Raw genomic sequence first — 10,811 nt, forward strand, 5'->3', positions numbered from 1 at the left:
AAGGCAATTCGTAAGAAGATATTCACATTGTTTAATATTACAGACTTATAAGGAGAAGTAATAATACATGAACGAAGAAATTAGTAAAGTAATCAAAAATAAATATGAAGAAATAGAAATCGATTTAACAAAACATAATGTTGAAATTATTTCAGAAGTAGATGGAACAACTAAAGTCATTGTTGATGGTGAATCATTACAGTTTGTTAAAAGAATAAGTTTTGAAGGGCTATTTATGAACGAGTGGGAAGATGCAAAAAGAAAGACCCTTAGGGTAATTATTCATTATCCCGGAGGGTCTGACATACCGCCATCATTTCTACCGTATCTTAGTAAATGAAACGTAATTATCCATAAATAAGGGAGAATTAAAAATGAATAATGAATTAATCAAAGTTCAAACGAATGAACAAGGTGATCAACTAGTTAGTGCTCGTGAATTATATAAAGGTTTGGGAATTAAAGAGAGATTTAGTCTCTGGATTGCTCGATACAAGGATATGTATGTTGAAGGTGTTGATTTTACAAGTGTAGGTTTACCTACGGTTGTAAATAATGGGGCAGTAAGGACGCTTCAGGACTATAAATTGATGGTCGACATGGCAAAGCATATTGCAATGATGACTAAAACTACCAAAGGTAATCAAGTTCGTGATTACTTCATTGCAGTTGAAAAAGAACATAAAGCATTGATGGCTGACCCAAGAATGCAAATGGCAATGGGTTTGAAGTCAGCTCAAATGATGTTAGACCACAAGGACAAAATTATTGAAGAGATGAAACCTAAAGCAGTATTTGCTGATGCAGTAAATACAAGTAAGCAATCAATTCTGGTTGGTGATTTAGCTAAGTTGATTTCACAAAATGGTGTGAAAATCGGGCAAAACAGGTTATTTGCATATCTACGTGATAATGGCTATTTACACAAATCGGGTAGTCAGTGTAACCGTCCAACGCAACGTTACATTGACCAAGGGTTATTCGAAGTGAAAGAGAGTTCTCATACAAATCCGGATGGGTCAATTCGATTAACTTTTACAACCAAGGTTACCGGTAAGGGACAGCAATATTTTGTTAATAAGTTTCTTGCACGTGATGATCAAATGAAAATTGGTTAGTGATGTTAATTAAGAATTATTTGGAGGTATAGAGAATGGCAGAAGAAGCAACAATACAATTGCCAATTGAAATGCTGACACATTTAAGTGAATCAGTAATTCAACAAGCAGTTGCGTTAGCTGAACAAAATATTTTACATCATGATGAATTTGTCCAATTAAATCGAACAAATAAAACACCAAAAGACAAGCGAACCTTAGAAGATTACTTGGGTGGTATGAGTTTAGGCGACTTTAATCTTTACTGGCGTAGACGAGTTGAAGCTGAGCCAGGGTTAACAATTCCAAAAGGGGAGAGACAACTCTTATATCACGGTAGAAAGGTTCAACAATACATTGCAGAACATGCTGGGGAAGTTACTAATAAAAGAAGATAGGTAACTGGCAAGGTAATTTAGGAGGCAACAATAATATGTCAACAGGAACGAAAGATTTTTTATTAGCTTTACAAATCACATTTAATAATTTCATTGCTCCAATGATAGCAGTTCTTATGTTACTTGGATTGATTTACTTTTTCTGGGATGAATTGGCACTGGTTTTAAAAGTTATCAGTCGCATTATCAGCTTAGGATTTTTGATGGTAGCCTGGTTTATTTTTGTTTTAACTGATGGTAAAAAAGTTGCAAATAAGCGGGTAAAAGGAATTATTGATGATGGAAATTCAAAATAAAATGATGTCTCGTATAGATTTTATAAGAGTCGTTGCAATAGCTGGAATTCTTGGCATGACTGATGAAGAACTTGCTTTAGAGCTTGGAACAGAAACGGATGCTATTCGAATGTTTCGGACATTGAGGACAGATGCTTTGGTAGCACCATGGTTATCAAATAATCTACATAAATTTTTAAATAAAAATAGCCATCTACTCATTGGCATGAGTGATGGCTTGGGTAATTTGAATTAGAAGCTCAATTACCCTTCTAACTTAACATAAGGAGGCGCTTATGCCAAATGACTTGATAGATCCACCAGATGATGAAGAGCCTTGGGGCTATGATTTTGAAGGTGATGAAATCGTAATTGGGGATGACGTTGTCGAAATCGACAACGAATATATTCCCCTTGAGAAAGCAATGGCTTACTTAATCTCATACGGAAGTGCAGTTAATACGGAGGAATATCAAAATGACAGAGACTTTTAATATCGCAAATACAGCATCACAACAACTAGTTGCAAACTCAGTAACAGCCGATTTTAAGGGCCTGGTTCAATCACAAGGTTTCAAAGTTCCTGATGGTTATCATGTTGCTAATGCTTTGCAAGAGGCAGTCGCAATGTTACCAACAGTCAATGGAATTAACAAAGTTTCAGCTGATTCAATTAAGAAAACATTGTTCGATATGGTTGTACAGGGATTAAGTCCAGCTAAAACTCAAGTCTATTTCATCGCTTACGGCAATCAATTACAAATGCAACGTTCTTATTTCGGAACACAACAAGTCTTAAAACGCTTGAAGAATATCGAAGATATTCAAGCTTATGTTGTTCGTAAGGATGAACAGTTTGATGTTGATTATGATGACAATGGTGGGCTAGTAGTGGTAGCTCATCACACTGATTTCATGAAGTTAGATAACGAAATCATTGGTGCATATGCAGTTATCACTAAGGCTGACGGACATAAGCAATATGAAGTCATGACTAAGAAACAAATCGACACATCTTGGACACAAGCACGGACTAATAACGTGCACAAGAAGTTCCCTGAAGAAATGGCTAAGCGTACGGTTATCAACCGTGCTGCGAAGAACATCATCAATACATCAAGTGATGATGATAATTTGATTGCAGCAATTAATGGTACGACAGCAAATGAATTTGGTGATGATCCAAAAGATGTTACCCCACAACCAGTTGAAAAGCCAAAACAAAATGCTTTGACACGAATGGCTAAGGCTGCTCCTAATCAAGCTGAAAAGCCAAAAAAACAGAAGCAAGTTGAGCCAGAAAAAAGTGATAAAGAACAAGAATCTGTAGAACAGCCAGAATTGGCTTCTGATGACGTTTCAAACAAAGATGAACAAATACCTGAAGAACCTGTGAAAGATGTTTCAGAAAAGGCAGAGGACAATCATGAGGCAACTCAAGATGATGAAGAAATCATTCTTGATGATGATGATGGATTTAGTCTAGGCGATTTGTTTAATGATTCGAAAGAAGGTGAATAGTTATGGCAGAAGAACTAAATTATTATGATCCAAAAGATGCATATGTGCACATGCATGCATCAAACTTTAAAAACTTTTTATTCAATGGTGAAGCTGAAGCACTAGCTAATATGGCGGGGATGTACGATATTTTTGAAAACAAAACTGCTTTGTTAGTTGGTAACTTCTTGCATTCATATTTTGAAAGTAAAGAAGCACATCAAGAATTTAAAGATAATCATCCAGAAATCATTTCACAACGTGGTAAGTCAAGAGGTGAGTTAAAGAGTGAATTTAAGGTAGCTCAAAAGATGATTAAACGAATTGAGTTGGACCCTGTGATTATGGCGCTTGTTAATGGAGCGCCTGACAAAGAATATGTGATTGATGGCGATATCAATGGAGTTGCATGGCGTGGGAAGTTAGATGCAGTCAATTTAGAAGAACGGTATTTTATAGATTTTAAAACTGTTAAATCGTTGAAAGAATTCCATGGCTTAGTTGGTGGTGAATGGTCTGATTACTACAATGAATATACAAATTTCTTTGTTAGTCGTGGTTATCACATTCAAATGGCAGCATATCAGGAAATGTTAAAGCAAATGACGGGTCAAGATTTTGAAGTGTACGTGGTTGCTGTAAGCAAAGAGGATGAGCCATTGGCTGACATTTATAAAATTGACCAAGATACTTTGGATAGTGGAATGCGTGAAATACTAGCCAATCAAGACCATATTGTGAAATTAATCAACGGTGAGGTACAACCTGTTCAAGCAAAAACATATAGTCGATTATATCGGTCAACCTATCGTGTTGATCCAGAACATGTAGGAGTTTTGTAAATGGATTTATGGGGACGAATTACAGCCATCAAAGGTAATCAAGTGGTTATTAATCTTGACAATCGTGAAGAGCTAGCTAATTTGTCTCTTTTTACTAAAGATGGTCAACCACAAGTGGTCGTTGAAGTACAAGATGAAAGGCAATTGAGTAACTTGCAACGTAAGAAAGCTTATGCCGTGATGGGAGAGATTGCTAAATATACGGGATATTTACCTGAAGAAGCCAAAGAGTGGATGAAATATTTGTTCACAGCAGAGACGGGACATCCTTATTTTAGCTTTTCAGATGCTGATATGACGACAGCAAGAGAATTTATCACTTTCTTGTTAGATTATGCAATTAAACATCACATACCAATGATGCACAGCGGACTAACTTATCAGGACGATTTGGATGCATATATGTACCAGTCATTGAAGTATCGTTCCTGTGTCATTTGTGGGGAACGTGCTGATGTTCATCACATTGATACGGTAGGAATGGGAAATGATAGAGCTCTTGTTGATCATAGAAAAAAAGATTTAATTGCTTTATGCAGAGAACACCACCAGGAAGCACATCAGTTAGGCTGGCCTACTTTCAAGAAAAAATATCACGTCAAAGGCATTAAATTAAATGCTCAAACGCTAAATCAACTCGGAATTATGACATATAAACGAATGAAGGAGATTGATAATGATCAGACGAGAACGACGTAAAAGTCATTTTAGCCAAATACCAAATGAAACATTACGTGATGCAAGTTTATCAAACAGTGCATTTAGATTGCTGATGTACATGTTGTCAATGTCGGATGAATGGGTCTTTCGAAATAGCAAAATAGCAAAAGATTTAAACAGAAAAGAAGGATGGGTTAAAGCTCAATTACATGAATTAGAATTAGCAGGCTATATTGACCGCAAACCGCTACGGGATAAGCAAGGGCGATTTAAAGAGTGGGAACGAATAGTTCGTGAAAAACCAGTGTACGAAAAAACGTACCCTGGTGAATGTTGATATAGAGGCAATTACCAGAGTATGGTTTTTCCACCGGTGGTAAAAATGACCCCTAAGAATATCAATATTATAAGAATATCAATTATTAAGAATATCAAGGCGCTGGTGTTGGAGTAGCCGCTATCAAAGTATGGGAATAAAGTTAGCAATTAACACCAGCACCAACACACATAAAATGAGATATAAATTATGGATAAACAAGCAGATTCACAGGTAGAAAATGAGTGGAAGTTAGCAGACATTGAATACAATGGTTATTCAAACAATGACATTATTAAATTTTTATCTCAACTACAAAATCAAACTCATGACTATCTTGAAGCAAAAAAGATGTTAATTTCAGCTATTAGGCTAGTTAAGAAAAAAGGACTGACAACTAATAAAAAAATGACCGGTGGTTATGTTAAAGATTATGTTGATACATGGATTGCAAATGGATTAACTAGTGTTGATGAAATGGTCAAATTTGAAAATAACAGAAATGAAAGATCAACTGATAATCAACGAGAATCAAACGTTCTTATACCTACATCTGATCAAATTCAAAAGCAAAATGAGAAATTAGCTAAACAGCTAGGCTATAACACTGTTGAAGAAATGGGCAAGGCTTCATGGAACTTGTTAGTTGAGTTACGAAATACACGGCCTGAACGAATGGCTAATAAAGCTAAAACTGGATTAACAGCAACAGGCCACCAAGTTTTGAAGAGGTTTTAAATGGCAAAACTAGTAATACCACTGAATGTATTTATTTTGCCAATGAAAAAGCAAGGCAAGATGCGCTTAGTGAAGATGACATTGAATAATTGGATATTGATCCATGGTATGAAGGCTGGACGAATTGTTGCTAATAAACGCAAACATCAAATTCAAGCAAAAATCATGCCACTTGTTGACCAAGCTATGGTTGATGGCTTGCAACCGATTGAGAAGAACACCAAATTTAAATTTAGTTGGTATTTTCCTGACCACAGGACGGACTTAGATAACTGGACGTTCACACATAAGTTCATTTTTGATGCTTTTCAGGCCAGTTCAGTTCGTGGCCAAGTATTTATGCCAAACGACAATTTAAACTTCGTAGTGGCAACATATGACGATTTCAGGGGCATTGATAAAGACAACCCTCGAGTTGAAATAGATTGGAACGACTAAGAACAAACAGCCAAGGGTGAAACGACTGGAAGCCCGTCAAAAAATGTATGGCGTATATGACAAAGAAGGGTTGCCTTTCTTAGTTGATGACAAGCAAGAAGAAATGACATTTACAAATTTAACTGCTGGATCGTTTGCCAGTACGATTAGCCGTATGAAAAAAGGCAAGCGCAAACATACAAATAGTGGTTACTCAATTGTTGAATTAAAGGGTATGGGTTGATAAATGAGTGAAGGACTACTTGAAGCACAACTTGTGCTAGGCAAAGAAGCATTAGAAACAGCAATTGAGATGGATGGTGATAAGTGGTTACGCAAATGCACTATTCCATTCACATTACAAGATAACGGCACAAAATTCAAAATGACGATTGAAAAGGTTGACGATAATGAAAAATTTTAAATTTAGAGTTTGGAATGAAATGTATCACTGCTATTTCAGTAGTGACTATGGCGGTGAGTATGCCTTGGAAGAAGCAGGAACTTTGATTGAAAGTGATGATTACCATTACTTTGATGATGTTCCAGATAACCAGGGATGTGTTGTTGAACAGTGGACTGGCCTAAAGGATATGAACGACACTGATATTTATGAAGGCGACATTGTCAAAATATTGCGTACAGGAACAAGGCGCAGCATTGGATTTGATGAAATTACATTCTTAGAAGCTCGCTTCTGTTTCAAGCATGAAAATGTACGAGATAATCTTCTGCCTTTCTTATCACATTCTGATATTTATAATTTAAAAGTCATAGGTAATAGACATGAAAATATGGAACTAGTCGAAGAAACAAGGGGAGCTGAGTTATGAAAAATATTAAGCCTGTCAAATTAGCAATGCTTCTAATAGCCTTAGTAACAATTGTTGGCGTGATATGCGAAACGGTGATTGAGGTGATGAATTAGAAAAATGGAAAAATTTATTACGTTTATATTCTTCTTAATGCTGTTGGCAATAGCTATATTAGGATATTTTGGAACATTGTAGCAGATGTAAAACCGTTTTATGCAAGAAATTGTGTAAGCCGGTTTTGTTTGGGTTAACGGATGCCAATAAATGAAATAAGATAAAAAGTTTACGTGGAGGTTGTTCTAATGGGGTTGTTAGGATTATTAGGTGATTTTGAGTTAGATGAAAAAGCAACAATTGAGAATGTCCGTCGTTTCTTTGAACACGATTGGCCAATTATTCAGAATAGGGCGCATATCAGCTTTGTTGATGTAAAGTCGCCCGTTATTAGTGGCATGCCAAGTAGCGGGATGACTGGAAATGCAAATGATGCTAAGTATTCCATTCATGCACAAGCATCTAAATGGGTAGAAGATGTTATTCAAGCTTGTCAGGGGATGAAACAGCCACATAGATCATTCCTAGAATTACGTTATTTCAAAGGTTTAAAGTGGTTAGAAGTTGAAGAACGAACTGGTTATTCATCAAAACGTGGACAAGAGATTATTAATGAAGCATTTTTAGGCTTTGCAGAAGCTTTTGCAGATACATACGATTATCGGGAATACAAAGTGTAAAAAGTTCGCTATATGTTCGCTATTAGTTCGCATAAAGCGCGCATTTGTCAGCCACATAGTGCGTACTAAACGTTGTATTATGATAAAGTCGAATAATTGATAAAGAAGACAGCAGTAGGCTGTGATTACCTGGAGGAATTGAATAGTGAAGTTAATAAATGGTGAAACATTGACAGAAATGTCTAAGTTACCTGATGCATCAGTTGATATGATTTTGGCGGATTTGCCTTATGGCACAACGGCTAATGAATGGGATGTGTTAATTCCGTTTGATAAGTTGTGGGGACAGTACAATCGGATCATTAAAGAACATGGTGCGATTGTGTTATTTGGTCAAGGTTTATTTGCCAATCATTTAATCTCATCAAACGAGAAGATGTATCGTTATAAATGGATTTGGAAAAAAGCACGAGCTGTTGGCTTTTTAAATGCTAAACGTATGCCGTTACGAACCGTAGAAGAAATTCTTGTTTTCTATAAAAAGTTGCCTACCTACAACCCACAAATGAGACAAGGTAAACCGTATAAATCGGTTACTAAGCCACGTTTGGCACGTAATTACCGGGCAACTAAGAAAACAGTGGTAACGGATAACAAAGGTGAGCGCTATCCAATTGACGTATTGGAGTATGAACAACCATCCGTGCATGGCAAAGGTGTACATCCAACTGAGAAACCAGTTAATTTGCTTAGCTATTTGATTAAGACCTATACAAAGCCAGGTGATTTAGTATTAGACAATACCATGGGCAGTGGCTCAACTGGTGTTGCTGCTAAGTTAACAAATCGTAATTTTATTGGTATTGAGTTAAACAAGAAATTCTATGATATTGCAGTAGACCGGATTCATGGTCAAAAAAATATTTCTTACTTTGAATATGCTAATATTTTAAAAATCTTCCGTAGTATAATTGTGGCTATTGGAGGAAGTTAAAAATGGGTAATAAGTGGATAAGGAAAATGCCCCTATTGGTTCTAGTTGTATTTTCGACAATTATAGGTTCAATAATAGGTTTTATAATAGTTCATAATTATCATGACATTGGTAGTATAGCTGATTGGGTAAGTGGTGTAGGATCGCTTGGAGCAATATGGTTTGTGCACTTACAAATAAAGCAACAGGCTGATCAATTTAATTATCAAAATGCTAACCACTTTGAGATAATTTTAAACGATAGACTGATTTCAGAGAAGAATGATGACGGAGTAATTCTTTACAGTGGCAATAGAGAGTTGGTATGTTCTGGTACTAATAGTGGAGTGTCAACAAGTTCTTTTAAATTTATTGGAATATGCAATGTCACGACCTATCAAATTGTTAAAAATAATCATGAAGAAATGAAAAAAGATCATAAATATCGTGAAGATCCTGAAATTTATGATTTCGACTTTTTAATAGAAGAACGAAAATTTGAAACTGTTTATCCTGGGGAAATATCTAAAGAAATAGCAATTCCCTTATCGAAATTAGAAGAATCTTTTAAAAATGAGAAAGAAAACTTGGTTGTTGTTTATATGGATGTATTAGGCAATATATACGGAAGAGAAGTTAATATTAAAGATTAATAAATTAAATATCGCAGGTCAGTTACTTAGGTGCTGGCCTTTTTATTTTGCAGAAAATCAGGAGTAAACATGAATGGAACCGTGGTATCGCAACGTTGAAGCCTCCATTATTGGTAAATTGGATGCTAAAGAACGAAAAGAATTAAAGAAACAAGAACAGATTAAGCAACGTAAGTCAGTTAATAAGGAACGAGGTGGTGATATGTAATGAATCTAAAAGAACAGGCTAAGCAAGACTACTTGGCTGGTATGAAGTATAAGGATATTGCTGATAAATATGATGTCTCTGTCAATACAATTAAGTCTTGGAAAAGACGTTATGAATGGGTTCGAGATAAAAGCGCACCTCCTCAAAAAAGGTTGCACCCAAAAAGTAAAAAGGTTGCACCCAAAAATGAAACTAAACAGGTCATTGACCAACTAGCTGATAGTGAGTTGACTGATAAGCAAAAAGCCTTTGTATTGGAGTTTGTACGACTTTCTAATGCAACTCAAGCCTATATAAATGCTTATGATTCAACCTACAACATAGCTAGAGCAAATGGTTCACGAATGCTAACAAATGCTAACATTCAACAAGCAATTGCAACTCTTCGCAAAGCTAAGTTACACGACTTATCAGTTAATACGTTTGACCTAATCCAAGACCTGGCTAAAGAGGCACGAGCTGACATTGGCGACTTTTTGGCATTTGGCAACTATGATGCCATTGAAACAGATATAGACGGTAATGTTCAGTTAGATGTTAATGATGAACCGATAGTTAATCATAGATCATGGGTGCAATTCAAGAATCAAGACAAAGTTGATACCAGTCTAATTAAGAATATTAGCATGGGTAAAGATGGACCACGTATTGAACTATACGACCGAGATAAAGCACGTAAGCAACTCTTAGATTATTTGGTGCAGATTGAATTAGTTGCTAATGATAATCAACAAGTAATTCTGTCAGATTCTACAAAGGAGCGAATGAAAGACAATGGAGAAGATTAATATTGATATTGCAACGTTAATTAATCCGCACTTTGATAGGCTGTGGAATACAGATTGTCCTTATGTGATTGCTAAAGGTGGCCGTGGTTCGTTTAAATCGTCTGTAATTAGCCTTTGGTTAGTTTGGCATATGTTTCTACAAACAACTCAAAAACATCGGGCTAACGTTATCTGTATTCGTGAAAACCAAGCTTATTTGCGTGATTCCGTCTATGAGCAAGTGTTATGGGCTACGGATATGTTGCACTTAGGTAGCCAATTTAGGTCGTTCAAATCGCCGCTTAAGATTGAACATATCAAAACGGGTTCAGCTTTCTATTTTTATGGTGCTGATGACCCACAAAAACTAAAGTCAAATAAAATACAGGATGTTATTGCTGTTTGGTATGAAGAAGCAGCTAATGTTAAATCAGCTGAAGTATTTGACCAAGCTAATCCAACGTTTATTCGTAACAAG

21 protein-coding genes are annotated in these 10,811 nt (G+C 35.9%); all 21 read left to right on the forward strand.

From position 1 onward, the window contains the following. The first annotated feature begins 67 nt into the window (after positions 1 to 67). Complete coding sequence (locus GA0061074_RS08655; protein ID WP_092463935.1) at positions 68 to 340, forward strand: hypothetical protein; 273 nt, start codon at positions 68 to 70, stop codon at positions 338 to 340. Between the two features lie 34 nt (positions 341 to 374). Continuing rightward, positions 375 to 1,118 (forward strand): phage antirepressor KilAC domain-containing protein, encoded by a 744-nt coding sequence (locus tag GA0061074_RS08660; protein ID WP_092463938.1) that lies wholly within the window; start codon positions 375 to 377, stop codon positions 1,116 to 1,118. 35 nt (positions 1,119 to 1,153) lie between these two features. Further along, positions 1,154 to 1,495 carry a hypothetical protein gene (locus tag GA0061074_RS08665; RefSeq protein WP_092463941.1) on the forward strand — a complete coding sequence of 114 codons (342 nt, stop codon included), beginning with the start codon at positions 1,154 to 1,156 and terminating at the stop codon, positions 1,493 to 1,495. A 35-nt stretch (positions 1,496 to 1,530) separates the two neighbouring features. Continuing rightward, positions 1,531 to 1,791: a hypothetical protein gene (locus GA0061074_RS08670; RefSeq protein ID WP_042493171.1), complete on the forward strand. Its 261-nt coding sequence runs from the start codon at positions 1,531 to 1,533 to the stop codon at positions 1,789 to 1,791. A 55-nt stretch (positions 1,792 to 1,846) separates the two neighbouring features. After that, positions 1,847 to 2,026, forward strand: a complete 180-nt coding sequence (locus GA0061074_RS08675; RefSeq protein ID WP_137604576.1) for a hypothetical protein — start codon at positions 1,847 to 1,849, stop codon at positions 2,024 to 2,026. A 40-nt stretch (positions 2,027 to 2,066) separates the two neighbouring features. After that, positions 2,067 to 2,264, forward strand: a complete 198-nt coding sequence (locus GA0061074_RS08680; protein ID WP_092463946.1) for a hypothetical protein — start codon at positions 2,067 to 2,069, stop codon at positions 2,262 to 2,264. Next, positions 2,248 to 3,291, forward strand: a complete 1,044-nt coding sequence (locus tag GA0061074_RS08685) for a recombinase RecT (RefSeq protein ID WP_092463949.1) — start codon at positions 2,248 to 2,250, stop codon at positions 3,289 to 3,291. The genes GA0061074_RS08680 and GA0061074_RS08685 overlap by 17 nt, the downstream gene beginning before the upstream one ends. Positions 3,292 to 3,293: 2 nt before the next feature. Next, on the forward strand, positions 3,294 to 4,112 hold the full coding sequence (locus tag GA0061074_RS08690; RefSeq protein ID WP_092463953.1) for a PD-(D/E)XK nuclease-like domain-containing protein: 819 nt from the start codon (positions 3,294 to 3,296) through the stop codon (positions 4,110 to 4,112). Further along, entirely contained in the window at positions 4,113 to 4,811 is a 699-nt protein-coding gene (locus tag GA0061074_RS08695; protein WP_092463956.1) for a putative HNHc nuclease, read from the forward strand. After that, positions 4,789 to 5,109 (forward strand): helix-turn-helix domain-containing protein, encoded by a 321-nt coding sequence (locus GA0061074_RS08700; RefSeq protein ID WP_092463959.1) that lies wholly within the window; start codon positions 4,789 to 4,791, stop codon positions 5,107 to 5,109. Before GA0061074_RS08695 ends, GA0061074_RS08700 begins: the two co-directional genes overlap by 23 nt. 189 nt (positions 5,110 to 5,298) lie before the next feature. Continuing rightward, positions 5,299 to 5,826 carry a hypothetical protein gene (locus tag GA0061074_RS08705; RefSeq protein ID WP_092463962.1) on the forward strand — a complete coding sequence of 176 codons (528 nt, stop codon included), beginning with the start codon at positions 5,299 to 5,301 and terminating at the stop codon, positions 5,824 to 5,826. After that, positions 5,827 to 6,264 carry a hypothetical protein gene (locus GA0061074_RS08710; RefSeq protein ID WP_092463965.1) on the forward strand — a complete coding sequence of 146 codons (438 nt, stop codon included), beginning with the start codon at positions 5,827 to 5,829 and terminating at the stop codon, positions 6,262 to 6,264. 43 nt (positions 6,265 to 6,307) lie between these two features. Then, positions 6,308 to 6,487, forward strand: coding sequence for a hypothetical protein (locus GA0061074_RS08715; RefSeq protein WP_092463968.1), 180 nt, complete (start codon positions 6,308 to 6,310; stop codon positions 6,485 to 6,487). 3 nt (positions 6,488 to 6,490) lie between these two features. Beyond that, on the forward strand, positions 6,491 to 6,667 hold the full coding sequence (locus GA0061074_RS09145; protein WP_159426671.1) for a hypothetical protein: 177 nt from the start codon (positions 6,491 to 6,493) through the stop codon (positions 6,665 to 6,667). Further along, positions 6,654 to 7,076: a YopX family protein gene (locus GA0061074_RS08720; RefSeq protein ID WP_092463971.1), complete on the forward strand. Its 423-nt coding sequence runs from the start codon at positions 6,654 to 6,656 to the stop codon at positions 7,074 to 7,076. Before GA0061074_RS09145 ends, GA0061074_RS08720 begins: the two co-directional genes overlap by 14 nt. Before the next feature lie 284 nt (positions 7,077 to 7,360). After that, positions 7,361 to 7,792 (forward strand): ArpU family phage packaging/lysis transcriptional regulator, encoded by a 432-nt coding sequence (locus GA0061074_RS08725; protein WP_092463974.1) that lies wholly within the window; start codon positions 7,361 to 7,363, stop codon positions 7,790 to 7,792. A 145-nt stretch (positions 7,793 to 7,937) separates the two neighbouring features. After that, positions 7,938 to 8,726: a DNA-methyltransferase gene (locus tag GA0061074_RS08730; protein ID WP_240005878.1), complete on the forward strand. Its 789-nt coding sequence runs from the start codon at positions 7,938 to 7,940 to the stop codon at positions 8,724 to 8,726. A gap of 2 nt (positions 8,727 to 8,728) precedes the next feature. Continuing rightward, positions 8,729 to 9,358 (forward strand): hypothetical protein, encoded by a 630-nt coding sequence (locus tag GA0061074_RS08735; RefSeq protein WP_092463977.1) that lies wholly within the window; start codon positions 8,729 to 8,731, stop codon positions 9,356 to 9,358. A 73-nt stretch (positions 9,359 to 9,431) separates the two neighbouring features. Beyond that, positions 9,432 to 9,566, forward strand: a complete 135-nt coding sequence (locus GA0061074_RS09330; protein WP_275668791.1) for a hypothetical protein — start codon at positions 9,432 to 9,434, stop codon at positions 9,564 to 9,566. Beyond that, a complete protein-coding gene (locus tag GA0061074_RS08740; RefSeq protein ID WP_092463980.1) occupies positions 9,566 to 10,354 on the forward strand; it encodes a terminase small subunit in 789 nt (262 codons plus the stop codon). Before GA0061074_RS09330 ends, GA0061074_RS08740 begins: the two co-directional genes overlap by 1 nt. Beyond that, positions 10,341 to 10,811: phage terminase large subunit (locus GA0061074_RS08745; protein ID WP_208855585.1), on the forward strand; the 471-nt coding region annotated here is incomplete at its 3' end. The genes GA0061074_RS08740 and GA0061074_RS08745, both read left to right, overlap by 14 nt.

Source organism: Weissella bombi (assembly GCF_900094835.1).
Taxonomy (GTDB): Bacteria; Bacillota; Bacilli; order Lactobacillales; family Lactobacillaceae; genus Weissella; species Weissella bombi.

Coding starts and splice junctions, on each gene's coding strand:
- GA0061074_RS08675 (WP_137604576.1), top strand. CDS start 1,847: ATGACTGATGAAGAACTTGCTTTAGAGCTTGGAACAGAAACGGATGCT.
- GA0061074_RS08735 (WP_092463977.1), top strand. CDS start 8,729: ATGGGTAATAAGTGGATAAGGAAAATGCCCCTATTGGTTCTAGTTGTA.
- GA0061074_RS09330 (WP_275668791.1), top strand. CDS start 9,432: ATGGAACCGTGGTATCGCAACGTTGAAGCCTCCATTATTGGTAAATTG.
- GA0061074_RS08705 (WP_092463962.1), top strand. CDS start 5,299: ATGGATAAACAAGCAGATTCACAGGTAGAAAATGAGTGGAAGTTAGCA.
- GA0061074_RS08665 (WP_092463941.1), top strand. CDS start 1,154: ATGGCAGAAGAAGCAACAATACAATTGCCAATTGAAATGCTGACACAT.
- GA0061074_RS08690 (WP_092463953.1), top strand. CDS start 3,294: ATGGCAGAAGAACTAAATTATTATGATCCAAAAGATGCATATGTGCAC.
- GA0061074_RS08680 (WP_092463946.1), top strand. CDS start 2,067: ATGCCAAATGACTTGATAGATCCACCAGATGATGAAGAGCCTTGGGGC.
- GA0061074_RS08700 (WP_092463959.1), top strand. CDS start 4,789: ATGATCAGACGAGAACGACGTAAAAGTCATTTTAGCCAAATACCAAAT.
- GA0061074_RS09145 (WP_159426671.1), top strand. CDS start 6,491: ATGAGTGAAGGACTACTTGAAGCACAACTTGTGCTAGGCAAAGAAGCA.
- GA0061074_RS08710 (WP_092463965.1), top strand. CDS start 5,827: ATGGCAAAACTAGTAATACCACTGAATGTATTTATTTTGCCAATGAAA.
- GA0061074_RS08670 (WP_042493171.1), top strand. CDS start 1,531: ATGTCAACAGGAACGAAAGATTTTTTATTAGCTTTACAAATCACATTT.
- GA0061074_RS08715 (WP_092463968.1), top strand. CDS start 6,308: ATGTATGGCGTATATGACAAAGAAGGGTTGCCTTTCTTAGTTGATGAC.
- GA0061074_RS08725 (WP_092463974.1), top strand. CDS start 7,361: ATGGGGTTGTTAGGATTATTAGGTGATTTTGAGTTAGATGAAAAAGCA.
- GA0061074_RS08685 (WP_092463949.1), top strand. CDS start 2,248: ATGACAGAGACTTTTAATATCGCAAATACAGCATCACAACAACTAGTT.
- GA0061074_RS08655 (WP_092463935.1), top strand. CDS start 68: ATGAACGAAGAAATTAGTAAAGTAATCAAAAATAAATATGAAGAAATA.
- GA0061074_RS08660 (WP_092463938.1), top strand. CDS start 375: ATGAATAATGAATTAATCAAAGTTCAAACGAATGAACAAGGTGATCAA.
- GA0061074_RS08720 (WP_092463971.1), top strand. CDS start 6,654: ATGAAAAATTTTAAATTTAGAGTTTGGAATGAAATGTATCACTGCTAT.
- GA0061074_RS08740 (WP_092463980.1), top strand. CDS start 9,566: ATGAATCTAAAAGAACAGGCTAAGCAAGACTACTTGGCTGGTATGAAG.
- GA0061074_RS08695 (WP_092463956.1), top strand. CDS start 4,113: ATGGATTTATGGGGACGAATTACAGCCATCAAAGGTAATCAAGTGGTT.